The organism is Sorangium sp. So ce448, from assembly GCF_051520915.1.
Taxonomy (GTDB): domain Bacteria; phylum Myxococcota_A; class Polyangia; order Polyangiales; family Polyangiaceae; genus Sorangium; species Sorangium cellulosum_B.
On the sequence record NZ_CP150343.1, the window covers coordinates 2,106,099 to 2,129,109 of the forward strand.

The window sequence follows — 23,011 nt, forward strand, 5'->3', positions numbered from 1 at the left end:
ACCGGCGCGGATCAACAGGCTTGATCCGCGCCGTGCACCGAGGTCCAACTGCGCTCCTTCATCGACAAGAACCGCTTCCTGCTGGTGTTCGCGGCGCTGTCCTCGGTCATGGGCCTCAGCGTCGGCGTGGCCAAGCATGGCCTTGCCGGCGGTCCCGTCTCCGGTGTTCCTGCTGGCCTTCACGACGGCGATCAGCTTCTTCATGCCGATGCGCTTCGTCTCGCTGAGCACCGTGTTCATGCAGCAGCTCGAGACGGTGGGCGAGGGCAAGGCCGGCTGGTACCGCGGCACCCAACTGGTCGGCATGTTCCTGCTCGGCCCCATGCTCGCGGCCAGCCTCACGAAGGCGCTCGGCTTCTCGGGCACCTACCGGCTCATCGGGCTCTCGTTCCTGATCACCGTGCTCATGTCGCCGATCGTCTTCGGCCCTTACACGGCGCGGTCCGCGCACCCTCGATCGCTCCGCCTCTCCGGCGTCCGCTCCGACCTCGCCCTGCTCGCGCAGGACGTCGAGCTGCGCAGCGTGTGCCTGATCGAGTTTGCGGCCCAGTCGATCAACTCGTTCTTCATGTTCTTCATCATCCCCATCGGCATCGCGGTCGCCCACCTGACGGCGGCCGAGGCGTCGGGGCTCCTGGCCTGGCAGGGCGTGACCTTCATCTTCGCGCTGTTCGCGCTGGGGGGCCTCGTGGGCCGGGTGGGGCACGAGCGCGTCTACCTCGCGAGCCTTGTCCTCGTCCCGAGCGCGCTCCTCCTGCTCGGCCTCTCGCGCGATCTCCTGCTCCTGCGGGCCGGCGGCCTGCTGCTCGGCCTCGGGCTCGGCATCCTCCAGATCGCGAACCTCACCCGCATCGCCCGGATCGGCGCGCGGGCGGGGCGGGGCAAGGTGGCCGGCTTGCAGGCGCTCGTCGGGCCGTCCGGCGGCCTGTTCGGCAGCGCCGTGGGCGGCCTCCTGGGCCCGAGCCTGGGGCTCCAGGCGATGTTCCTGCTCCTGTCCGTGTTCTTCGGCGTGCTGCTCGCCGTGGCGCGCAGGACGTCGCTCGCGGCGGCGGCCGCGAGCCCCGCGCCCGCCGAGCCCGCCGCCGCCGAGTAACGGCCGAGGAGAGACAACCACCATGCGAGAGCTCGACAAGCCATCTTCGATCGCCACGACGCGCCGCAGGCTCGCGGCGGCCCTCTGCGCCGCGCTCGCGCTCGCGGCCTGCTCGAAGGGAGACCACGGCAGCGGCGACGGCGCCGCCGGCGACCACGAGGTGCAGGAGCTGCGCTATCAGGGGTTCTCGGGCATGGTCTCGGTGCCCGAGCTGGCGGAGGATCTCGGGTACCTCGCCCCGATCAAGCTGAGCTACGTCGGCAACACGATCAGCGGGCCGCAGGACATCCAGGCCGTGGTCACCGGAGACACCGATCTCGGGCAGGCGTTCAACGGCGCGGTGATCAAGCTGATCGCCGCCGGCGCGCCGCTCCGGGCGGTGGTGGGCGGCTACGGGATCGACGCGAAGCGGTGGAGCGGCTTCTACGTGACCGAGGACAGCCCCATCAAGTCGGCGCGGGACCTGATCGGCAAGAAGGTCGCGATGAACACGCTGGGCGCGCACCACGAGCTGATGCTGAAAGAGTACCTGTCGCGGCAGGGGCTCACGAGCGCCGAGATCGCGCAGGTCACGCTGGTTGTGCTGCCGCCGGTGAGCGCGGAGCAGGCGCTTCGACAGGGGCAGGTGGAGGTCGCCGTCCTCGGCGACATCCTGCGCGACAAGGCGCTGGAGCGCGGCGGCGTCCGGTCGCTGTTCTCGGATCATGAGCTGTTCGGCGAGCTCACCGCCGGCAGCTACGTGCTGAGCAAGCGATTCTTGAAGGAGAGCCCGAACAGCGCCCGCAAGTTCGTGGAGGCCGCGGCGCGCGCCATCGAGTGGGCCCGGAGCACGCCGCGCGAGGAGGTGGTGGCCCGCTTGCAGCGCATCATCGAGCGGCGGGGCCGCAACGAGGACGCGTCGCTCGTGAAGTACTGGACCAGCCTGGGCGTCGCCGGCAAAGGCGGGCTCCTGTCGGCCGGGGAATACCAGATCTGGATCGACTGGCTCGTGAAGGACGGCGATCTTGAGGCGGGGCAGATCAAGGCCGAGGACCTGTTCACGAACGAGCTCAACCCGTTCGCGGCGACACAGGCACCGTGACGGCGCCTGCCCCGGCGCGTCCCTCTCGCCACCGCTTGTGGTAGAGGAGGAATTTACCGTGGTTCACGGCCCGCGCGCGGTGGCGCTCTCCTCTCCTACGATCGCCGCCGGAGGATGTGCTGGAGCAGCTGGCGCGAGACGTTCAGGAGCTTTGCCGCCTTCCGGCGGTTTCCCCCGGCGCGCGCGAGCGCCTCGTCGACCATGACGGTGCGCACCTGCTCCTCGACGTCCTGGATCGACGCCCGCCCCACCGCGGCGCGCACCTGCGGCCGGAGATCGGGCGGCCGGGCCAGCGCGTCGTCGATCGTGCGCTCCAGCTCCTCGAGGCGCAGCGGCTTCTCCAGGAACGAGCGCACTCCCATCTGGGCGAGCCGGAACGAGACGGCCGGGCTCGCCGAGCCGCTGATGGCCACGATGGTCGGCGCGACAGCGCAGGTCATGGCCCGCTCCACGACGTCGACGGCGTTCCCGTCCGGGAGCATCACATCGGCGATGATCCCTTGAAACGCCCCGTCTGCGAGCGCGCGGTGCGCCTCGGCCACCGACGCGCACGCGACGACCTCGGCGCCGCGCGCCTCGAGCGCCTCGTGCAGAGCGCGCCTGAGCCTCGCGTCATCCTCCACGACCAGCCAGCGTAGCATCGTGTGGTAGCATGCCCCCGGTTCATGGGGGCGCATAGTCTCAAGAGGGCGGAGCTGGCCAGCCTCCCGGCGGTGTCGGCGGTATCGGCGCTGTCAGCCGTGTCGGCCGTGTCGGCGGTGTCGACTGGCGCGCAGCTCGACGCCCTCATCACGCGCGAGGCGCTGCGGGGTGAGCGCACCGCCTCGATCGCGCGGAGCGTCTTCTGCGCGGCCCTCCTCGCGCGGTTCCTCGCCGTCGGGGGATTGACGCCGTCAGGCTCTCACGCGCGCTCGCTCATCGAGGTTCCCCTGCTCCTCGGCGCCGTTGTCGCCTCGCTGTACGTGTGGTGGCGGAGCCGGAGGACCGATGCCCCTCCTTACCTGATCCTCGTCTCGGTCGGCCTCGACGCGCTCCTGTGTTTTCTGGCGCTGCTGCCGAACGTGCTCTGGCCCTGGGACGGCTACCCGGGAATCTTGCACCTGCCCGATATGGCCGCGCTCCTGATCACGGTGTCCGTGAGCGCGTTCCGGCTCGTCCGCCGGGCGGTGCTCCTCGCGACGGCGGCGAACGCGCTCTCCGCGCTCGTGCTCATCGCGCTCGACCGCGCGCTGAACGGCGGTCACCACGGCGACTTCTGGGCGCCGGCGTCGCTCTTCTTCATCCTGCTCCTGACGGCGGCCAGCGCGGCGCTCCTCGCCACGATGCGCACGGTCCGCGTCGTCGAGCTCGGGGCGCGCTCCACGCTGCGCGCCGAGCGCGCGCAGCGGAACCTGAGCGTCATGCTGCACGAGCACCACGACGTGAAGACCTCGCTCTCGGCCGCCCTCATCGACACCGATCTCCTCCGGCGCGAGCTCCTCCGGGTCGAGTCCGCGAGCGCCGAGCGCATGTTGCGAAAGCTGGAGCAGCTCCGCGAGAGCATCGAGGATGTCGCGTCGACCATGGGGCACATCCGCGATCGGACGATGCGTGAGCTCGACGCGCTGCGCGCGACCGCACCCGCCGAGATCGGCGAGGCGACCCGCGGCGCGCTCCGGGTCGTCCGGCGGCGCTACCAGGCCGTGAAGGTCGACGTCACGGATCGCGCGGAGCGCACAGCGGTCCTGTTCGCGGGGGGGCACGACGTGCTGGAGCGCGTGCTCCTCAACCTCCTCGTCAACGCGTGCGAGGGGACGGGCGAGCGCGGGGCGTCCAGCGTGACGCTGGACGCGCGCCCGCTGGGCGGCGGACGGGTGGCCATCGAGGTGAAGGACGACGGCCCCGGGTTCCACGACACGCCGAGCCCGAAGCCGGGCGGGTCCGGACAGGGGCTCGGCTTCGTTGCCGGCATGGTGGAGTCGAGCGGTGGGCTCGTCCTGCGCGCCAACCTCCCGGAAGGCGGCGCCAAGGTCACCATCGAGCTGCTCGAAGCGCCTGTGTGACGGCGGAGCGCGCGGCGCGCGGACAGGGTGGCAAGAAGATTTGCCCTCATCGCGCCGCCGGCCGTGCGGTACGCCTCGATGGCGAAGTGGGTGCTCGCGTGGGCTCCGTCGCTCGCAACCCTCGGGAGGATGACTCGGTATGAAGAGAACCAGCCCAATGACAGGTCCTGCATTGGCTCCGACCTGGATTGCGATCGCCGCGGCCGCAATGACGTGCGCGGCCTCCGGCCCGGCGGGCGCGCAGGCGCGGCGCTCACCGATCTTCGATTCCGCGCTCAACGCTCCCGGCCGGCCGCTGCGCGGGTTCGCCGATCTCCACACCCACCCGATGGCGCACCTCGGCTTCGGGGGGCACGTGCTCCACGGCGCTCCCGACGTCGACGTGCTCATGGCGCCGGGGACCCTCTACGACCCCAGCGGTCAAGGCGTGTCAGGCGCCACGTGCAATGCATCGGCGCGCCGCGCCGCCAGCATCGCGGAGGCGCTGGGGACCAGCTACAGCACCCACCGGGGTCACGATTTTCTCACGAACAAGTGCGGCAATCATGTCCGCCAGCTCGTGCTCGGGGAAATGGCGAAATCCCACGGCATCCGCTCGTTCGAGGTCGAGCGCCCCGTGGGCTATCCGACGTTCGCGCACTTCCCGGCGCACAACGATATCTTGCACCAGCAGATGTGGGTCGACTGGATCCGCCGCGCGAAGGAGGGTGGCCTCCGGGTGATGGTCGCGCTGGCCGTCAACAGCCGCACGCTCGCCCACGGCATCGAGGCAAACCCGCCCATCGACGACAGGGCGTCGGGCAATCTCCAGATCGAAGAGCTCGTCCGCTTCGTCGGCAAGCACGACGCGTGGATGGAGATCGCGCGTTCAGCCGCCGATCTCCGGCGCATCGTGGAGAAGGACAAGCTCGCGGTGATCGTCGGTGTCGAGCTGGACGACATCGGCAACTTCGTGTGGAACAGAGCGTCGCCGACGGAGGCCCAGATCCGCGCGGAGATCAAGCGCCTCCACGTCCTCGGCGTGCGCTACGTGTTCCCTGTCCACCTCACCGACAACCTCTTCGGCGGCACCGCCGCTTACGAGGACGAGGTAGCGCGCGCCAACCGCTTCCAGACGGGGAAATGGTGGGACCTCGAGTGCTCCCGTGGAGAGGGCATCACGAAGCAGATCCAGTCGGGGAACGACCTCTTCAAGCTGATGAAGCTCGGCGACGCCGGTGGTCACATCCCGCTCCCGAGCTGCCAGGTGGGGGAAGGCCACAAGAACCGGCTGGGGCTCCTGCCCATGGGCCGCGTCGCCCTCGACGAGATGATGAGGCTCGGGATGGTCATCGACATCGATCACATGTCGCAGCGGATGGTGAGCGACGTGCTCGCGTTCACCCGGACGACGCCCGGCGGCGCGTATCCGCTCGTCTCGGGGCACAACGGGCTCCGCGGATCGAGCGGCAACGAGAACGGCCGGACCAGCGCCCAGTACACGGAGCTCGCCGCGCGCGGCGGGCTCGCAGGCGTCGGCTTCGGCGACTCCGATGCGCGGACCTTCCTGCGGAGCGCGGCCGCCGTCGCGGCGATCACGTCAGGCGGCAAGGCGCTTCAGATCACCCTCGGATCGGACATCAACGGGATGGTCGTCATGCCGCGCTCTCCCGAGTGCCAGGCGCCCCGGGACCAGGTGGTGACGGTGCCAGGCGACGCCTGGAACCACCCGTCCGCGCAGCTCCGGTGCACAGGGGCCGAGATCGACGTGCGCTCCGCGCGCATCGGCTGCCTCGACATCCAGACCAGCGGAAACCTGACGGGCCTCGTCGGCCGCGCCTGCAATGACAGGACGTCCTGCTCCTACAAGGCGCCGACTCCCGACGAATACAGCCGCGCCGGCGTCCAGGCCGCCACGCGCGCGTTCTGTACGCAGGCCATGGAGATCGTGTACAGGTGCGTCGATCCGGCGGCCGAGGCGTGCGTCGATTACTCCAGCTTCCCCAGGGCCCGGATGGGGAGCCGATCGTGGGATTACAACGAGGAGGGGGTCGTTCACATCGGGCTCTTCCCCGATTTCCTCAAGCACGTCGAGGCGCTTGCGGGCGGAGAGCAGCTCATCGACCGGCTCTACGGCGGAGCCGAAGGCTTCGCGCAGATGTGGGCGAAGGCCGAGACGGTCGGCCGCTCCGTCCCCTGAGCCGCGCACGTCCGTCCCGGGGTCGGGGGAACCCGACCCCGGTTGGCCCCGCGCGGTAAAGCTGCGCCGCGCCGCCGACCTGGGTCGGGACCTCGTCCCGCTCTTACTGGCGCATCCACGCCACGAGGAACTTGGTCGTGTTCGCCCCCGGGTTGAACGCGTCGCCCTCGCGGATGCTCGCCGAGAACTCGATGGTTTTGGGCCCGGTCTGGGACGCGCTGAACCCGACGGCGCCGTTGTGGCCATCGACCTGCACGGTGATCGTGCCGGCGACGATGTTCGTCGCGCTCGTGATCTTCTTGAAGCAGCCCCGCGTGCCCGGCCAGCCGCTGTTGCAGGTCACCGACGTGAGGCCGATCTGGAGCGCCTGCTCCGCCTCTTCCACGGTCTCCTCGCTCAGGTCCTCGTCGCTCAGGGCCTCGTCGCCCTCCTGCGCGATGCAGCCCGCGAGCGCCATGGAGGCGAGGACCGCGATCATCCCGCCGAGCTTCGCGAGAACCCTCATGCCTCGGCCCTTCCCGCCCGACCGAGCTCGCCGGTCATCTTCGGGTCGGGCCGCGGCGCAGCCGTCCTGGCCTTCGAGGAGTGTGCCTTGTGCGCTCTTGATGTCGTGTGTCATGTTCCGCCTCCATTCATGCTTTCGGTGTCTGTCGCTCCGGCGGGGTGGTTGCGCTGCGGAGCTCGTACGACGACCGTGACCTGGTACGGAGGTGGTACCGCACGGTCAGAGACGCGATAAGGGCAAACGTTCTTGCCCCACCTGGCAAACTTCCTTGCCCCTCGAAGGCAAATGCATTGCTTATCCGCCACGCGCGGCGTGCGCCATCGAATGGGCCCGGAGCACGCCGCGCGAGGAGGTGGTGGCCCGGCTGCAGGGGTTCGGCCCGCGCGTCGTCTCCGCGGGCCGGGTCACCAGATGATGGACCCGTGGACCTTGTTCATGACCTCGAGGGCCCGGATGTCGTTGATCATCCAGTTGAACTCCGGCCACTCCATCTTGCCCGTCCCATCGACGGTGAACTCGTCGAACTTCGGCAGCCCGTGGTTCGTCAGCAGGATCGCGAACATCTCGCGGCGCGGCTCGGGATCGATCACCATGAGCGTCCCTGCGCCGCCCGTCTTGCTGTAGGCGACGCTCGAGGTCGCCTCCCCGCCGGGCCACGAGCCCCCGTCCCACATCTCCCAGCCGTACCCCTTGCGCGAGTAGAGCAGGTTCTCGGAGTACGTCCAGGCCGGCCTGAGGAGATGGAGCGAGCCTGTCCGGATCGTGCTCATGTCGAGCACGGCCTGGGCAGTGAGCAGGGTCGTTTCGCAGATGGAGGTAGAGCCGGGGGTGCACGGGTAGCGGTGCTTGCCCCGGTTCAACATCATCTGGGCGAACTTCGCCAGATCCATCGCGGTCGAGAACAGGCCGTCGCACCCGGTGAGGTGATCTGCGGGGGCGGGGCCGTCGCCTTCGAGGAAGTAGTCGGTCTCGTCCTGCACCTCGCCCCGGAGGTACCGCCCGCGCGTCGCGGACCATGCCGTGCCGACGAAGCGGTCCTGCTTCGCCGGCATGTTGAGCCACGGCTGAAAGCCGGTGTCCGTCATCTGCAGCGGGCCGAAGATGTAGGTCTGCATCAGGTCCTGGAGCGACTCGCCCCCGACCGTCTCCAGCACGTGGCCCAGGATCCGATAGCCGAGATCGCTGTAGACGACCTTCGTCGCCCGCGGGTGGGCCAGCGGCGCGTCGAGCAGCGTGTGCCACGGGTCGGCGTCGTCGAAGATTCCACCCGGGTCGGTTACGGGGGGGAAGTAGTCGAGATCTTCGCCCGAGATGTAGGCCATCAGATCCTTGACCGTGACAGAGCTCTTGTTGTTGACCGAGGAGACGGCGAACTCCGGGAAATACGTCGCGACCGTGTTGTTGATGTTGAAGCCCGGGTAATTCCCGGACTCCTGCATCTTCATCGCGAGAAAGACGGTGAACGGCTTGGTCATGGATTGGAGATCGAAGATCCCGTCGGCCGGCATGGGCACCGATGGCATGCTCGGGTTGTTCTCGTTCAGGCCATCTCTCGTCCCCAACGAGTTATAAAGCACGATCCGGCCCCGGCGGGCGACCAGGAGGACGGCGCCCTTGATGTCCCCGTCATCGACCGCCTCCTGCAGCTCCCCGAGGGCCTGATCGAGCATGATGCTGGCCAGACCCACCGATGCCGCTGTGTCAGGGCGGAGGTGTTCGTTCTGCGTCGACGCCAGAGGGTACGTGTGCGGTGTCACCTGCGCGTGAGCCGACGGCGCCATGCCGACGAAGGCGGCGGCCGCGGCTCCACAGAAGATCAAGCTACTGGCTCTCATGTTCGCGATTCCTTCCTTGAATGGTGCTGCGGCCTCCGCAGCGCGGGGCGGGGCGGGGCGAAGGGCCGTCGGGATCATCGGCTGAGGTCTCGGAGCGCCTCTTCGCCCGCGCCCCGTCAGGGGCTTATCCACCCTTCGTGCCAGCGGGCCGCACGGCGCTCCGGCGAGCAGCGCACCCCGCGCGGCGCGCGCGTCGTGATGGCCGCGGCGACGGCCGGGCGCCCCTCAGGGGCGGCCGCGGCGCCGCCTGGAGCCGGCGGAAATGCATTGCATATCAGCCACTTGCGCGCTCATGACGCCCCCCCGGCAGCGCCGCGCCCGGCGTCGCCTCCTGGCGCCGCGCCGCGCGGCTCGCGAGGAGGAGGGGAGAGGCTCGGCGCGCCGCTGCGCCGCACGAAGGCACGCTCGCGGAGCGTGACATCGTGACGTTGTCACGGCGTGACATCGTGACATTGTCACGGCATGACATCCAGATCTTGGCGTCTCATGGCGCCTTGGCGACCCCATCGTTCCGGCAAGGTGGGGTAAGTCCCCCACCACCCGGCGTTCTCCAGGGCGCTGCTTGCCCAGGAGATCGACGCGAGCGAGGCTTACTTCAACGGGTAGGTCCGCCCGGAGGCGGGGGCGGCGGGCCTTCAGGGAGGATCTCGACCGCCATCCCCTCGGTCAGCTCCGCGCTCGCGAGCTTCACGATCCGCTCGCTCCCGTCGAGCCCGGTCGACACGTGGATCGTCGCGCCCGTGTCGCGCTCGACGACGATCGGCGCGAAGCGGATCCTGCTCCCGGGGTCGATGACGGCCACGCGGAGCCCCCTGGCGTCGTTGTAGAGCGCCGTTGCCGGGATCTCGAGCACGCGGTGCGGCGTGGGCAAGGTCAGCGCGACCTCCGCGTACATGCCCGTGAGGAGGCGGCCGTCGGGGTTCGGCACCCGCACCTCCGTGTTCATCGTCCGGGTCGCCGCGTCGAGCGCGCCGGCCGTGCGCGCGATCGTGCCCTGGAACGGCTGCCCCGCGAACTCGCGCACCGTGACCTTCGCGGGCGCGTCGACCCGCACGCTGGGCGCGACGTCCTGCGGGACACCCACGAAGACGCGCACGGGGTCGGTCGCCGCGACGGTGAAGAGCGGCGTCCCGTTGCCCGCCGTGACCAGCGCCCCGCGCTCGATCGTGCGCGAGGTGACCGTCCCCGCGAACGGCGCGGCGACGTTCGCGAACTTCTTCTGATCCAGGATGCGCTGGACGTTCGCCTGCTGCGCGGTGATCGCCGCGCGCGCCACGGTGACGCTCGCCTCGGCGACGTGCGCCTGCCCCTGCCGCTGCTCGAGCTCCTCCTGCGGCGCCACGCCCGCGGGGACGAGCTGCTCGTAGCGCTTCACGCTCGACCTCGACAGGTCGCGGTTGGCCTCGGCCTGCACGAGGCCGGCGCTCGCCTGCACCAGCTGCGCGCGGGCCTGCGCGAGCTCCTGATCGAGCTCGGGCGTGTCGATCTCGGCGAGGATCTGCCCCTCCTCGACCTTGTCGCCGATGTCCGCCGTCCACCTCCGCACGTAGCCGCTCACGCGCGGGTAGACGACCGTCTCCGCGAGGGGCTGGATGCTCCCGGGCAGGACGAGCGCCCTGTCGCTCGACACCGGCTGCGGCGCGACGACCCCCACGCGCGGGGCCGCGCCCTCGGCGGCCCGGGCGCCCTGCTCGAGCGCGGCGCGGGCGCTGCGGCGGGGCAGGTAGGCCGCGGCGAACGCCGCCCCGAGCACGACGACGATGCCCACGCCGAGGGCGAGGCCGCGGGTCCTCGTCAGCACGGCGGGCGGCGGCAGATCGAACCCGAGGTCGTCGGCGGGGCTGCCCTGAGGCGGGGGAGCGGAGGTCGGGGGGGCAGCGGAGCGGCGGGCGGGGGAGCTCATAGGTCCTCTGCGAGCAGGTCTCTGGCCGGGGCCTTGTTCCGGAGGAGGCTGTACATCACGGGCACGAAGAAGAGCGTGCTCAGCGTCGCCACGAGGAGACCGCCGATGACCGCGCGCCCCAGCGGGGCGTTCTGCTCGCCGCCCTCGCCCAGGCCGAGCGACATGGGCAGCATGCCGAAGATCATCGCGAGCGCCGTCATGAGCACCGGCCTGAGGCGCGTCATGCCCGCGGCGAGGGCCGCGGTGCCCGCGTCGCGGCCCAGCTTGCGCTGGTCGTTCGCGAACGTCACGACGAGGATGCTGTTCGCCGTGGCGACGCCGACGCACATGATCGAGCCCATGAGCGCGGGCACGCTCAGCGTCGTGTGCGTCACGAACAGCACCCACGCGATGCCCGCCACCGCGCCCGGCAGCGCCATCAGGATGATGAGCGGGTCGAGCCACGACTGGAAGTTCACGACCATCAGCAGGTAGACGAGCACGACAGCGAAGAGGAGCCCGTAGCCGAGCCCCGTGAACGAGGTGTCCATGCTCTCGGCCTGCCCCTTGATGGTCACCTTCGTCCCGCGCGGCAGCTCGGGCCTGAGCTCGTCCACGACACGCGCGACGGCGCCCGCGACCGAGCCGAGGTCGGTGCCGTCGACGTTCGCCTGGACGTCGAACGTCCTCGCGACGTTGTAATGGGTGATGTTCGCCGGCCCGCTCGCGCGCGACATCGACGCGACGTTGGACAGGAGCTGGGGGCGGCCGTCGCCCGTCGACAGCGGCGTGGCGTTCACGTCGTCGATCGACCCCATCGCGTACTGGGGCGTCTGCACGGCGACGAGGTACTGCACGCCGCGCTTGTCGAGCCAGTAGGTCGGCGACGTCTGCCCGCTCGACGAGAGCGAGACCAGCACGTCGCTCGCCACGTCGCGCTGGCTGAGCCCCAGCTGGTCGGCCATGGTGCGGTCGACGTCGATGCGGAGCTGCGGCCTCGCCGGCACCTGCGCGAGGTGGACGTCGACGGCGCCGGGGATCTTCTCCATGCGATCGGCGATCTTCAGCGCGACGGCGTAGGTATCGTCCTCCTTGCCGATCGGGCCGACCACCTGGACGTTGATGGGCGCCGCGAGGCCGAAGTTCAGCACCTGCGTCGAGATGTCGGGGGCGAGGAAGAAGAACGTCGTGTCGGGGTACGCCGCGTTGAGCCTCGCGCGGAGCGTCCGGACGTGGTCCGCGGTGGGCCGGTGGTGCTCCGCGAGCGCGATGAAGATCTGCCCGTCGGCCGACGAGATCTGCGCGCCCTCGCTGAGCGACAGGTTGATGCCGCTCGCCGGGATCCCGATGCTGTCGAGCATCGTGCGGATCTCGCCCGGCGGGAGCGCCCCGCGGATGGTCTCCTGGATGCGGGCGAAGCGCCGCTCGCTCTCCTCGAGGCGGGTGCCCGGCGGGCCGCGCACGTGGAGCTTGATGAGCCCCGCGTCGACGGTCGGGAAGAAGTCGCGGCCGAGGAGCGGGATCAGCGCGACCGAGGCGGCGACGAGCGCAAGGAACGCCCCGACGAACAGGGCGCGGTGCGCGAGCGCCCAGGCGAGCCACCCGCCGTACGCCGCCCGCAGCCGGTCGAAGCCGCGGTTGAACGCGGCGAAGACGCGCCCGAAGAGGCCCTTTGGAGCGGCGTGGCCGTGCGCGTGCTCCGCCGCCTCGCGCTCGAGCAGGAGGCGCACGAGCGTCGGGACGAGCGTCCGCGACAGGAAGTACGACGTGAGCATGGCGAAGACGACCGCCATGGCCATCGGCACGAAGAGCGACCGCGCGGCGCCGGTGATGAAGGCGACCGGCACGAAGACGATGCAGATGCAGAGCGTGGAGACGAGCGCCGGGACGGCGATCTCCTGCGCCCCGTCGACGATGGCGCGGAGGAACGGCTTCCGCTGCCCGAGGTTCCTGTGGATGTTCTCGATGGCCACGGTCGCGTCGTCGACGAGGATGCCGACGGCGAGCGCCATCCCGCCGAGCGTCATCACGTTGAGCGTGTGGCCGAGGGCGTTCAGCGCGATGATCGAGACGAGGATCGAGAGCGGGATGCTGAGGACGACGATGAGCGTGCTGCGCCAGCTCCCGAGGAACAGCACGATCATGAGCGCCGTGAGCCCCGCGGCGATCAGCGCCTCGTGCACGACCCCGGAGACCGCGGCGCGCACGAACACCGACTGATCGAAGAGCAGCGAGACCTTGAGCTCCTTCGGGAGCTTCTCCAGCGTGGCCGGCAGCATCGCGTGGATGCGCGAGGCGACGTCGAGCGTGCTCGCGCTCCCGTTCTTGAGGATGCTCAGGAGGACGCTGCGCTTGCCCTCCACGTGCACCATGTTGGTCTGCGGCGCGCTCCCGTCGCGCACGCTCGCGACGTCGCGGAGGGTGATGGTCCTGCCGTTCACGGTCCTGAGCGGCAGCTTCCCGAGCTCCTCGAAGGCCGCGGGGCTGCTGTTCATGATGACGGGGTACTCGTTCTCCCCCATCTTCGCCGTGCCGGAGGGCAGGATGACGTTCTGCAGCCCGAGCGCCGCGTTCACGTCGCGCGGCGACAGCCCCCAGGCGAAGAGGCGCTGCGGGTCGATGTCGACCATGATCTGGCGCTGCTTGCCGCCGTAAGGGAACGGGATCTGCGTGCCCCGGATCGTGGCGATGTCGGCGCGGATGAAGTTGACCGCGTAATCGAAGAGCTGCTGCTCGCTCAGCGACTCGCTCTCCAGCGCGGCCTGGAGGATCGGCACGTTCGAGGCGCTGTAACGGATGATGAGCGGCGGGCTGATCCCGGGCGGCATCTGGCGGATCGCGGTCTGCGAGATCGCCGTGACCTGCGCCGTCGCGGCCTCGATGCTGGCGCCGGGCTGGAGGAAGATCTTGATGATCGAGATGCCGGTGAGCGACTGGCTCTCGATATGATCGATGTCGTTGACGGTCGTGGTGAGGAAGCGCTCGTAGTTGTTGACGATGCGCTTCTCCATCTCCTCGGGGGGGAGGCCGCCGTAGTTGAAAATGACGGACAGGACCGGGATGTCGATGTCCGGGAAGATGTCCGTCGGCATCCGGGCGACGGTGAACACGCCCAGGATGACGATCAGCATCGACATCACGATGAACGTGTACGTGCGTTGAAGCGCGATCCGGACGAGCCACATGGGCCAATTCCCGTCCCCCTCCGGAGCGCCCCGGCCCGGGGTGGCGCCTGAGGGCAGGCTCCGCATTTAGGGTGCCCTCGACGTTCGTCCAATCTATTCTTTCGTATCACACGATACCTTCAAGGTATGGATCTACGCCACCTCCGGTACTTCACGGCCGTCGCCGAGGAGCGGCACTTCGGCCGCGCGGCGCAGCGGCTCGGCATCGCCCAGCCGCCGCTGAGCCGGCAGATCCAGGATCTCGAGTCCGAGCTCGGGTTCTCGCTCTTCGATCGCTCGCGGCGGCGCGTCGAGCTGACGCCCGCGGGCGCGGTGCTCCTCGCCCATGTCCGGCGGGTCTTCGACGCGCTCGAGCTCGCGGTGCACGAGGCCCGGCGCGCGAGCGTTGGCGAGACCGGGCGCCTCGTCGTCGGGTACCTGTCGTCGCTCGCCTACAGCGGCATCACCGAGCTGGTCCGCACCTTTCGCGGGGAGCTCCCCGCTGTGGAGCTCGCGCTCCGCGAGATGCCGCCGCAGGAGCAGATCGAGGCGCTGAAGGACGGGCGCATCGACGTGGGCTTCGTGAGGGCGCCGCTCCACGACGCCCGGCTCGCGTCCGAGTGCGTCCGGCGCGAGCCGCTCCTCGTCGCCCTGCCGGCCGATCACCCGCTCGCCGCGCGGAAGCGCATCCCGCTCGAGCTCCTGTCGCGCGAGCCGTTCGTCGTGTTCCCGCGCCAGCGCGGGTCGGCCTTCTTCGACCTGGTGATGGGGCTCTGCCGCGCGGCGGGCTTCTCCCCGCGCATCGCGCAGGAGGCGCTGCACCTCGACATCCTGAGCCTCGTGGCGGCGGGCTTCGGCGTCTCTATCCTGCCGGAATCCATCAAGAATGTCGGTCGCAAGGGGCTCGCGCTGCGGCCGATCGTCGGGGCGCCGTCGACCGATCTGCTCGTCGCGTGGCGCGCCGACGACGCCTCCCCCACGCTCGAGCAGTTCCTGTCGTTCGTGCGGCGGGTCGGCGTCAGCAAGGGCAAGCCGCGCGCGGCGCGCGGCGCGCCGGGGGAGCCGGGGGAAGGCAAGCGCGGCCGCCGTACCCGCGGGTCCGCCGCGGCGCGGCCGGACGCAGCGGAATAGCGGCGCCGAGGCGCGGCGCGCGCCGGGGGCTCAGGCCCGGGGGACCCGCGGCGCGTCGAGCGGCTGCCGCTTGCGGCGCAGCGCCGAGAGCGCGCTGCCGAGGGTCTGGTGGAGCGTCATCCCCTGGAGGTCGATGCCGAGGCGGATGAACCCCTGCGCGACCTGCGGCCGCATCCCCACGACGATGACCTCGGCGCCGAGCAGGAGGGCGGCGCGGGTCGTCTTCATCAGCGACGCCGCGACCTGCATGTCGGCGAAGGGCACGCCGGTGATGTCCATCAGCAGCACCTCGGCTTCCTGGCGGCCGAGCTCCGCGAGCACCACCTCGAGCACGTGGCGCGCGCGCTCCAGATCGATGGCGCCGACGAGCGGCACGAGCAGCACGCCCTGCTCGAGCGGGATGACCGGGCACCCGAGCCGGCGCACGTCGTCCGCGAGGGCGCGCTCGCGCTCGTAGGCGGCGCGCGCCTGCTGCTCCTGCGCGATCAGCGACTCGATCAGCGACGCGCGCTCGAGCGCCGCGGTGAGCATCGCCACCCACATCTCCATGTCCCGGTGATCCAGCCCGAGCGGGCTGCTCACCGGCGCGCAGACGGCGAGGATGCCGCGATCCTCGCCCTCGCTGCGGAGCGGGATGAGCCGGAGGACGTGATCGTCGCGCCGGGCGGCGGCAGGCAGCCAGTCGCCGCGCGGGAACGCCTCGGCCGCGACGCGCGCGCCCGCTTCCGGCGTGGCCGCCGCCGCGCCGGGGGAGCAGCTCTCGACGACCCGCAGCAGGGGACCCGTGTCCCCGGGCGCCTCCCATACGGCGAGGCAGCCCCAGCTCATCTGCACGGCGGAGAGCCAGCTCAGCTTGCTCCCGCCGCCGCCCGCGTCCTCCAGGAGCGTCTCCCGGATGACGAGGTTGATGTCGAGCAGGCCGTTCAGGTAGTCGGCGCGGGCCGCCTCGATCGCGACCCGGCCCTCCATCACGGCGCGCCGGGCCGCCCGGATGTACACAGCGACGCGCCGCTCGGCGGCGGCGTCGCGCGCGCCGCGGAGCATCTTCTGGCCGGCCCGCTCCAGCCGGTCGACCATCTCGAGGAGCTGGTCGATGTCGGGCATCTGCTCCGCGGCCTCTCGCCAGGCCCTCTCCAGCGTCGCGGCAGCGGGGCCGGGCCTGCCCCAGACGGCCGCCTCGAGCCCGAGGACCACCTCCATCGCCCCGGGCCAGGCCTCTTCCGGCGGCGCGCTCGCCTCGAGGGCCGTCGAGGCGCTCGCGAGCGCGGCGAGCTCCCGCGCGAGCGCGCCGGCCAGCGCACCGGCGCTGCGGGCCGACGCGGGCGCGCTGGCCGGCGCCGCGGCGCTGCGGGACGACGGGGGCGCGTCGCGCTGCGCCGGGGCGGGGGAGCAGCCGCAGGAGCGGCGCAGGACCAGGGTCGTCGGCGCGATGTGCCCCGCGCAGGGGAGCTCCCGTCCGGCGAGGAGGTCGAGGAGCAGCTCGGCGGCCGTCCCGCCGAGCCGGTCGAACCGCTGGCGGACCGTCGTCAGCGGCGGCGAGGCGTACCGCGCCGCCTCGATGTCGTCGAACCCGACGAGCGCGATGTCCTCGGGGACGCGGATGCCTGCCTCGGCGAACGCGTCGAGGACCCCGAGCGCCTCCTTGTCGGCCGACAGGAACATCGCGGTGCAGGTGACGCCCTCTTCCAGCAGGCGCCGCACGGCGAGCCGGCCGCTCGCCCGCTCGTTGTTCGGAAGATCGAAGACGAGGTCGGGGTCGAACGAGATGCCGCGCTCCTCGAGCGCGTCCCGGTAGGCCTGGAAGCGCTGCCGGATGTCCTCGTGCGCCATGTGGCCCGCGAAGACGATCCGCTCGTGGCCGTGGTCGAGCAGGTGGCGTACGGCCGAGAGGGCGCCACCGTGGTTGTCGGGCAGGACGTAGGGACAGCGCGCGTCCTCGTTTGCGCGCGCGCTGAGGGTCACGACGGGCCGGCCGTCGTCGAGGAAGGGCTCGAGTTCCGCCGCGTCGATGAGCGCGATCCACCCGTCGATCTGGTCTCGCGCGAGCCGCAGCCTGTGGACGTCTCGCGGGGACGCCCGGATGGCGATCACCCGATATCCGGCGCGCGCGGCGGCCGACTGGATACCGCCGAGAAGCTCGCAGACGTAGCTGCCCCAGATGTCGGGGCACATGATGCCGATGGCTCTATCGAGCGACATGGTGGCAGCATCCTCGGTGGTCCTCAGCGCCCGCGTTCCGTCGTGACGCGATCACAAGCGCAACCTGGTAGCACGCGACACCCGTGTGGCCATGCGGCTCGCGGCGGGAGCGGATGCTCGCCGTCTCGAGCTCCGGCGTCCCCGCGTCCTCACGTCCGGCTCCCGGTCGCCTGCTGATGGCCGTGCTGTGCGGCAAGCGGCGCGAGTATCGGATGGATGGCGAGGCTTGTCAGCCCCGATTGTCGCGCGCCGGAAGGGCGCCGCGGCGGGCGGCCTCATGGGGCCGGCGCCCCCGCCGGCTCATGTCATGGTCTCCCCTGCCCGGACTCCGGACCGCACGTGTCGTCCTCGGACGAGCACACTTTGCCTGTGCGCAGGTCCACGAAGTACCACGCGAGCGTCATCAGCATCGGGGAGGTGTTGCACGGGGGGGCGAGGTGCATCCGGACGTGCGCGCTGGCCCTGTCGACGCTCTCGGGCCGGAAGGCGATACAGGCGGCGCCGGCGGGCCCTCGTTGCTTCAGCGCCCAGGCCCTGGCCAGGACGACGGCCCTTTGCCCCTTCCGCTCCAGGTCCTGAAGAAACCGCTCGATGGGCACGTAGGCCTTGCCGTCGTGCCACATCGCCGCGCCGCGCCGCATATCGACGCGGAATCGCTCCGTGGCGCAGATGCGGCTCGCCGGGGAGCACGTCTCTCCCGCCCGGGCGACGAGATCGAAGACGTGGCCGTGTGACGCCTCCAGCGTGAGCGAATCGACGCCGGACCACTTCCATTCGAGCATCTGGCCGAGCGCGGTGACCGCCGGGGGATGGTCCCGGTACCAGCTCGCCTTGAACGCCGCGTAGTCGCGGAGCTCGCCGTTGTCGTCCCACGCGAGCTCGTGCGTGCGCCTGTCGACGCGGAAGCGCGCGAGCCGTTTGCGGCTGTCGGGCGAGAGCACGGACACGTGGAGGTGCGTGGCCGTCTCGTCCTCGACGTGCAGCGCGGTCGTGCCTCCCCAGGCGATGGCGTCGTCGATGAAGCGCTTCTCCAGCGCCGAGACGGCTGCTCTCAGGGACTCCTCGCGCGCGGCGAAGAACTCGCGCATCGGCCGGGGCGTAGCTTCGTCCCACCAGCGCACGGTGCCAGCGCGCCTGTCGACGGCGAACGTGGCGAACGGCGCGAGGCGCGCGCTGAACGGAGCGCACTGGACGGGGCCGCGCTCGCGCCGGTGCAGCGCGACCCTCGCCAGTCCGGCTGCGTCCTGCTCCGGCGCGAGCTCCCAGCACTCCGCCGGCAGCTTCTCCACGCTCACCCGCGGCGTCAGCCACGTGTCCTGATCGTCGGCCGTGCCCGATCTCGGGGTGGCGAGGAACGAGGCGAGCGCCTCTCTCACGAGGTCCGTGGCGTCGTCCGCCGGGGGGGCTGTTGGGGGGGCCGTTGAGAGGGCTGTGGGAGCGATGTGCTGGATGGGTCGCGCCATCGTCCGCGGCGCCAAAGGTCCTCTCGCCTCGGGCGCGGGTGCCGCGCACGCCGTGAGCGCGAGCGACAGGCACGCCGCGCAGGAGAGGGCCAGTCCGCGCAGGCGCCGCCACGCCGGCCGCTCGATCGCCGCCGCGACCCTCCTGCTTTCGACCGAGCCGCTGCCCGGACCTCTCATGGCTTCACCCTCGACAACACGCGCTCGACGCAGCGGTCCGCGCCCTGCTTCGCCAGGAGGACGTGGGTGGTCGCGTTGGACCGGGCGAGGCCCGGGCGCGTCAGCCACAGCTCCACGTCCTCGCACTTCGTTGGATCCTCCCCGTCGGGGCCCCCGCACGCGCCGAGCTGCGGTGTGGACGCGAGCCCTGGCAGCGCTGCGCGCAGCTCGCGGTGCCAGCGCTGGCCCGCGGACGGCGATGCCGCCGGGCAGAGCCAGCGCTCGGCCTCTGCCCACTCGAGCCCGAGCCAGGCGTACACGAACGACTCCGCGTCAGGCGCGAGGGGCGGCGCTCGACGCACGCTGTCGCCTTCCACCGTGTAGCGCGCGGCGAGGGCGTCCCAGCGCGGGTACCATGGGAGGAAGGTCGGGTCGCCTGTCCAGCCCAGCGTGAAGCCCCCGGCGGACACCGCGAGGGTGTAGCCGGCCGGCATGTGGAATCGGAGGCTGTTCGCGAAGGCCGCGCGCGGGTGCAGCGGGTCAGTTCCCTCCAGCAGCACCCTCGTTGTCAGCGTCCTCCAGAGCGAGACACAGGACGACTCCGCGCTCGAGACGGCCAGCGCCCAGCGCCCCTTCGGTCGGCCCGCAAGGAAGCCATAAGACAGCCGGTTTCCCTCGGACGTCCACTCCGACGGATCGCTCTCGTGAGCGAGCGCGAGGCGAAAGCCCGCCGGGCCCCGCTCGAAGACGTAGAGAGACGCGTCCTCGCCGCACGGGACCGCGAGCGTGAGGAGCGCGACCCGGAGCTCGGGGTGCGCCGCGGGCTGCTCGATGCGGAGGTCGAGCAGGCTGCCCCACCGCCGTTCCTCGCCGGCGGGGCGGACGCCGAGCCGCTCGAGCTCCGCCATCGCGCGCGTGCGTGCGGCGGCCGGCGCGCCCTCGGCCGCGTCGAGCGCGCGCCCGACGACGCCTCGGAGCTCGGCCTTCAAGGCGCGGAGCAGCGCCGGAGCTCCCGCGGGGGGCGCGCTCAGCCCGATGCCGTCCGCGCTGGTGTCGAGCGCGGCGAGCGCCTGCATCGTGGACACGACATCGGGCGGAGGCTGCGCTTCGGTCGCGGCTGGCTCCGGCGGCGGAGCAGGCGTCCTCTCGCGCTCCGCGGGCAGCGGGCGCGGTGGTGTCGCGTCTTCCTGCCGAGGCGGCGCGGGTGACAGGCGCGCTCCGGTCACGGGCAGAGTTCCGGGTGGAGCTCCTGCCGTGCAGGCGAGTTGCCAGAGCAGCGCGGCGGCCAGAGCGCCGCCTCCGGCGCGCAAGCGAGGAGTTCGGGACGGGCTCGGGGACATCGGCGCAGCCTAACGCCGATCCCGGGTCTCCGATTCCTTCGGCAGCGCCCTGGTCGCGGCTCAGGTCCCGTGCGGCGGGTGCTGCTCGGAGTCGCTCGAAAAGAGAAACGCCTGCTGCTCGAGGGCCACCCGCCCCTTGCGCTTCGGCCGGCGCGGCGGCGCCCCGGACTCCGCCGGCTCGCCCTCGGTCTGCTCGGCGCAGCGCGGGCAGACGGCGGGCGGCGCGGGCGGCTCCGGCGCCGCGAGCTCGAGCCGGGGCGGCGAGGGGGGTTCCGGCTCCGCCTCGGGCAGCGGCGGTTCGACCGGATCCGCCCGCTCGATCTCGGCGCGACCGCGCGCGTGCTCGGCGGTGACCAGGGCGCGGAGGGCGCGGGCGGCGGCGCGGTGCTCGGCGGCGGCCCGGCGCAGGCGCGCGACGAGCTCGATCGCTGCCCGCGGCGGCGCGTGGAAGCGGGCGCGCTCGCGGTGCGCGCAGCCGTCATGACCGCGGCCGCTGCTGCCGCAGTCGATGCAGAGGAGATCGAGCGCGAGCGGCTCCCGGACGGCGGAGCTCGGCTCGTCCGCCGCTGTGTCGTCGGGCGGGAATGCGTCGATGGGTTCCTCGACGGGCGGCAGCTCTTCGACGACGGCGGCGGCGGCCTTGCGGGGGCGCATGCCGATCGGCTAGCAGATCATTGAACGGATGTACAGGTGTGCCTGGTGCTCGCGGCGTGGTGGGCCGTCCGGGCTGGCGGATGCCCGGGGAAGGCGGACCACGTCACGAACCGGACGAGGAGGCGCGCCATCTCCTCCGCTTCCTCCACCTGGCAGAGACGCTCGTGATGAGGCGGGGTGGAGGGCTCTATCTTGCGAGCGGAGAGAGATTCAACGCAAAGACGCAAAGGCGCAAAGACGCAAGAAGGCATGGAACTTGTTTTTTTATTGCGCCTTTGCGTCTTTGCGTCTTTGCGTTGAAATTTCTCCTCGGAGCCCTGGCTGGACTCCTGATGGGTGCAACTACGCGCGCTTCGCCGGGCTCGAGCCCGATCTCTCGCCGACGAACTCTTACGCCTGCTATCAGGGCTACTTCAACACCAAGCGGTTCTATCCGGGGGCGGTTGAGACGTACGGCAGGCTCGGGAACCTGTACCGCGCAATCTCTCCGAGCGCGTGACCCCGACGCCGTCGCGGCGCTGCGTCCGGCTGGGAGCTGACGTGGTAGCCTGCCGGCATGATCCTCCCCCTCGCACAGAGGAGCGCGCCACCCCCGCAAGCCCGCGGCGTCCGGTTCGCGCGCGGGGCCTTCCTCGCCGGGGCGGCCGCGGCCTGTCTCGCGCTCGGCTGCCAGGGCATCCTCGGCATTCACGACGTCTCGCGCGACGGGGCCGGCGGTGACGGCGGCGCCGGGGCCGGTGGGGCCGCCGCGTCGGGCGGAGGCGGTGGCGGCGACCTTTCCGCGCACGGCAGCGGCGGCGGGGCGCCGCAGGCGGGCTTCTCGATCGCGCTCGACCCGGCGGCGGCGCGCGTGGTGCGCGGCGGCTCGACGTCGCTCACCGTCGCCGTCACCCGCTCGGACGACTTCGTGGGCGACGTCGCGCTCTCGCTGTCGGGCCTGCCGAGCGGCGTCACGGCGAGCCCGGTCGTGGTCTCGGAGGGCGAGGCCTCGGGCGTGCTCACGCTGACCGCGGAGCCGCTCGCGGAGGTCGGTGGTGCCGCGCCCTCGCTCGTGGCCAGCGCACCCGGGCTGGAGGATCGGGTGGTGCCCGTCTCGCTGCTCGTCGCCGATCCGCCGGGGACGCTCGATGCATCGTTCGACGGCGAGGGCATCGCCACCAGCGGCACGCCCCACGAGGCGCGCGCCGTCGTCGTCCAGGAGGACGACAGGATCCTCGTCGCAGGGGTCGACGGGGACACCTGGGGGCTCGCGCGCTTCCTGCCGAGCGGCGTGCTCGATCCGGAGTTTGGCACAGGGGGCCTCGTCGTCGGCCAGAAGGGGACGATCGAGTCGCTGGCCCTGCAGCCGGACGGGCGCATCCTGGCGGTGGGGACGCGCGACGAGCAGCTCGCGGTCGTCCGGTTTCACGCGAACGGGGGGATCGATCAAGCCTTTGGCGCCAGCGGGGTCGCGAGGCTCGAACCTGCCTTGATCAGCGGCTCGGACGGGTTCGATGTCGCCGTCCAGAGCGACGGCGGGATCATCGCGGCCGGCGTCGGCAAGCCGGGCAACCGTGGCATCGTCGTGCGGTTCTCCGCCACGGGCGACCTCGATCGCGATTTCGGCGGTTCGGGCATCTTCTCGATGGATGAGCGGCCGCTGCACTCCGTCGCGATCGATGGAGACGACCACATCATCGCCGGAGGGACGGAGCGGGACGCGGGCCCCACCTTCCTTGCGGCGCGGCTCGATGGCGACGGGGTCCTCGATCCTGGCTTTGGAACGGGCGGCATCGCCTATCTCACGCAGACGCCCTACAACGACTCCGACCTCGCCCTCGGAGGCGACGGTGAGCCGGTCCTCGTGGGATATGCGCTCGACGGCGTGAATCACTATGCCTTCGCGCGCTTCAACGCGGACGGCTCGGTGGACACGACGTTCGGCGGGACTGGCATGGTGAACGCGAGCGGCGAGGAGAAGCCCTATGTGCGGGGCTACGGTGTCGCCCTCCAGGCCGACGGCAAGATCCTCGGCGCGGTCGCGGGTGGCACCGTGAACTCGGGCATCACGGCCTCGATCCTGCGGCTCCTGCCGGACGGCTCCAGGGACGCCGGGTTCGGCGCCTCGGGCGCCGTCGTGCTCGACGACCATCCGGACCAGAACTACCTCTACGCCGTCACCGTCCAGCGCGACGGCCGCATCGTTGCCGCGGGGAAGCGGTCGAACCTCGGGCTCATGGTCGTGCGTATCTGGGATTAGCCCCCTCGCTCGGCGTGGGGCGGCTGGTCGCGGGCGCCCTGTTCACGC

Annotated in this window: 15 protein-coding genes; 6 read left to right on the plus strand and 9 right to left on the minus strand. The window is 71.4% G+C overall.

The features are described 5' to 3' along the window. Positions 1-136 precede the first annotated feature (136 nt). Positions 137-1,093, plus strand: coding sequence for an MFS transporter (locus WMF45_RS08030; protein ID WP_437716357.1), 957 nt, complete (start codon positions 137-139; stop codon positions 1,091-1,093). A gap of 22 nt (positions 1,094-1,115) precedes the next feature. Continuing rightward, positions 1,116-2,174 carry an ABC transporter substrate-binding protein gene (locus tag WMF45_RS08035; protein ID WP_437716358.1) on the plus strand — a complete coding sequence of 353 codons (1,059 nt, stop codon included), beginning with the start codon at positions 1,116-1,118 and terminating at the stop codon, positions 2,172-2,174. Positions 2,175-2,269: 95 nt separating this feature from the next. On the opposite strand, the gene WMF45_RS08040 is transcribed toward WMF45_RS08035, so the two are convergent. Further along, positions 2,270-2,815, minus strand: coding sequence for a response regulator (locus WMF45_RS08040; protein WP_437716359.1), 546 nt, complete (start codon positions 2,813-2,815; stop codon positions 2,270-2,272). 24 nt (positions 2,816-2,839) lie between these two features. Here WMF45_RS08040 and WMF45_RS08045 point away from each other — a divergent pair, with 24 nt between their 5' ends. Both WMF45_RS08045 and WMF45_RS08050 read left to right on the plus strand, forming a co-directional pair. Then, a complete protein-coding gene (locus WMF45_RS08045) occupies positions 2,840-4,216 on the plus strand; it encodes an ATP-binding protein (protein WP_437716360.1) in 1,377 nt (458 codons plus the stop codon). Positions 4,217-4,355: 139 nt separating this feature from the next. Beyond that, positions 4,356-6,395, plus strand: a complete 2,040-nt coding sequence (locus WMF45_RS08050; RefSeq protein ID WP_437716361.1) for a hypothetical protein — start codon at positions 4,356-4,358, stop codon at positions 6,393-6,395. Between the two features lie 103 nt (positions 6,396-6,498). Here WMF45_RS08050 and WMF45_RS08055 read toward each other — a convergent pair whose 3' ends face one another. The 4 genes from WMF45_RS08055 to WMF45_RS08070 all read right to left on the minus strand — a co-directional run bounded on the left by WMF45_RS08055 (position 6,499) and on the right by WMF45_RS08070 (position 13,802). Then, the gene (locus WMF45_RS08055) at positions 6,499-6,900 is read right to left on the minus strand and encodes a hypothetical protein (RefSeq protein WP_437716362.1); all 402 of its coding nucleotides are present in this window, start codon (positions 6,898-6,900) and stop codon (positions 6,499-6,501) included. 404 nt (positions 6,901-7,304) lie between these two features. Continuing rightward, positions 7,305-8,735: a serine hydrolase domain-containing protein gene (locus WMF45_RS08060; protein WP_437716363.1), complete on the minus strand. Its 1,431-nt coding sequence runs from the start codon at positions 8,733-8,735 to the stop codon at positions 7,305-7,307. Between the two features lie 595 nt (positions 8,736-9,330). Then, positions 9,331-10,638: an efflux RND transporter periplasmic adaptor subunit gene (locus WMF45_RS08065; RefSeq protein WP_437716364.1), complete on the minus strand. Its 1,308-nt coding sequence runs from the start codon at positions 10,636-10,638 to the stop codon at positions 9,331-9,333. Beyond that, positions 10,635-13,802 (minus strand): efflux RND transporter permease subunit, encoded by a 3,168-nt coding sequence (locus tag WMF45_RS08070; protein WP_437716365.1) that lies wholly within the window; start codon positions 13,800-13,802, stop codon positions 10,635-10,637. Before WMF45_RS08070 ends, WMF45_RS08065 begins: the two co-directional genes overlap by 4 nt. Before the next feature lie 126 nt (positions 13,803-13,928). Here WMF45_RS08070 and WMF45_RS08075 point away from each other — a divergent pair, with 126 nt between their 5' ends. Further along, a complete protein-coding gene (locus tag WMF45_RS08075) occupies positions 13,929-14,912 on the plus strand; it encodes a LysR substrate-binding domain-containing protein (RefSeq protein WP_437716366.1) in 984 nt (327 codons plus the stop codon). Positions 14,913-14,942: 30 nt separating this feature from the next. On the opposite strand, the gene WMF45_RS08080 is transcribed toward WMF45_RS08075, so the two are convergent. The 4 genes from WMF45_RS08080 to WMF45_RS08095 all read right to left on the minus strand — a co-directional run bounded on the left by WMF45_RS08080 (position 14,943) and on the right by WMF45_RS08095 (position 20,724). Continuing rightward, on the minus strand, positions 14,943-17,111 hold the full coding sequence (locus WMF45_RS08080) for a substrate-binding domain-containing protein (protein ID WP_437716367.1): 2,169 nt from the start codon (positions 17,109-17,111) through the stop codon (positions 14,943-14,945). Between the two features lie 305 nt (positions 17,112-17,416). After that, the gene (locus WMF45_RS08085; protein WP_437716368.1) at positions 17,417-18,487 is read right to left on the minus strand and encodes a hypothetical protein; all 1,071 of its coding nucleotides are present in this window, start codon (positions 18,485-18,487) and stop codon (positions 17,417-17,419) included. A 260-nt stretch (positions 18,488-18,747) separates the two neighbouring features. Then, on the minus strand, positions 18,748-19,815 hold the full coding sequence (locus tag WMF45_RS08090; RefSeq protein WP_437716369.1) for a hypothetical protein: 1,068 nt from the start codon (positions 19,813-19,815) through the stop codon (positions 18,748-18,750). A 315-nt stretch (positions 19,816-20,130) separates the two neighbouring features. Further along, entirely contained in the window at positions 20,131-20,724 is a 594-nt protein-coding gene (locus WMF45_RS08095) for a hypothetical protein (protein ID WP_437716370.1), read from the minus strand. A 556-nt stretch (positions 20,725-21,280) separates the two neighbouring features. On the opposite strand from WMF45_RS08095, the gene WMF45_RS08100 reads away from it, so the two are divergent. Further along, a complete protein-coding gene (locus WMF45_RS08100; RefSeq protein ID WP_437716371.1) occupies positions 21,281-22,963 on the plus strand; it encodes a hypothetical protein in 1,683 nt (560 codons plus the stop codon). The last annotated feature ends 48 nt before the right edge of the window (positions 22,964-23,011 follow it).

What these genes read in the sequence shown, in the direction of transcription:
- WMF45_RS08040 (WP_437716359.1), bottom strand. Translation starts at nt 2,815, where the DNA reads ATGCTACGCTGGCTGGTCGTGGAGGATGACGCGAGGCTCAGGCGCGCT.
- WMF45_RS08095 (WP_437716370.1), bottom strand. Translation starts at nt 20,724, where the DNA reads ATGCGCCCCCGCAAGGCCGCCGCCGCCGTCGTCGAAGAGCTGCCGCCC.
- WMF45_RS08065 (WP_437716364.1), bottom strand. Translation starts at nt 10,638, where the DNA reads ATGAGCTCCCCCGCCCGCCGCTCCGCTGCCCCCCCGACCTCCGCTCCC.
- WMF45_RS08035 (WP_437716358.1), top strand. Translation starts at nt 1,116, where the DNA reads ATGCGAGAGCTCGACAAGCCATCTTCGATCGCCACGACGCGCCGCAGG.
- WMF45_RS08060 (WP_437716363.1), bottom strand. Translation starts at nt 8,735, where the DNA reads ATGAGAGCCAGTAGCTTGATCTTCTGTGGAGCCGCGGCCGCCGCCTTC.
- WMF45_RS08055 (WP_437716362.1), bottom strand. Translation starts at nt 6,900, where the DNA reads ATGAGGGTTCTCGCGAAGCTCGGCGGGATGATCGCGGTCCTCGCCTCC.
- WMF45_RS08045 (WP_437716360.1), top strand. Translation starts at nt 2,840, where the DNA reads ATGGGGGCGCATAGTCTCAAGAGGGCGGAGCTGGCCAGCCTCCCGGCG.
- WMF45_RS08075 (WP_437716366.1), top strand. Translation starts at nt 13,929, where the DNA reads ATGGATCTACGCCACCTCCGGTACTTCACGGCCGTCGCCGAGGAGCGG.
- WMF45_RS08080 (WP_437716367.1), bottom strand. Translation starts at nt 17,111, where the DNA reads ATGTCGCTCGATAGAGCCATCGGCATCATGTGCCCCGACATCTGGGGC.
- WMF45_RS08070 (WP_437716365.1), bottom strand. Translation starts at nt 13,802, where the DNA reads ATGTGGCTCGTCCGGATCGCGCTTCAACGCACGTACACGTTCATCGTG.
- WMF45_RS08100 (WP_437716371.1), top strand. Translation starts at nt 21,281, where the DNA reads ATGATCCTCCCCCTCGCACAGAGGAGCGCGCCACCCCCGCAAGCCCGC.
- WMF45_RS08030 (WP_437716357.1), top strand. Translation starts at nt 137, where the DNA reads ATGGCCTTGCCGGCGGTCCCGTCTCCGGTGTTCCTGCTGGCCTTCACG.
- WMF45_RS08050 (WP_437716361.1), top strand. Translation starts at nt 4,356, where the DNA reads ATGAAGAGAACCAGCCCAATGACAGGTCCTGCATTGGCTCCGACCTGG.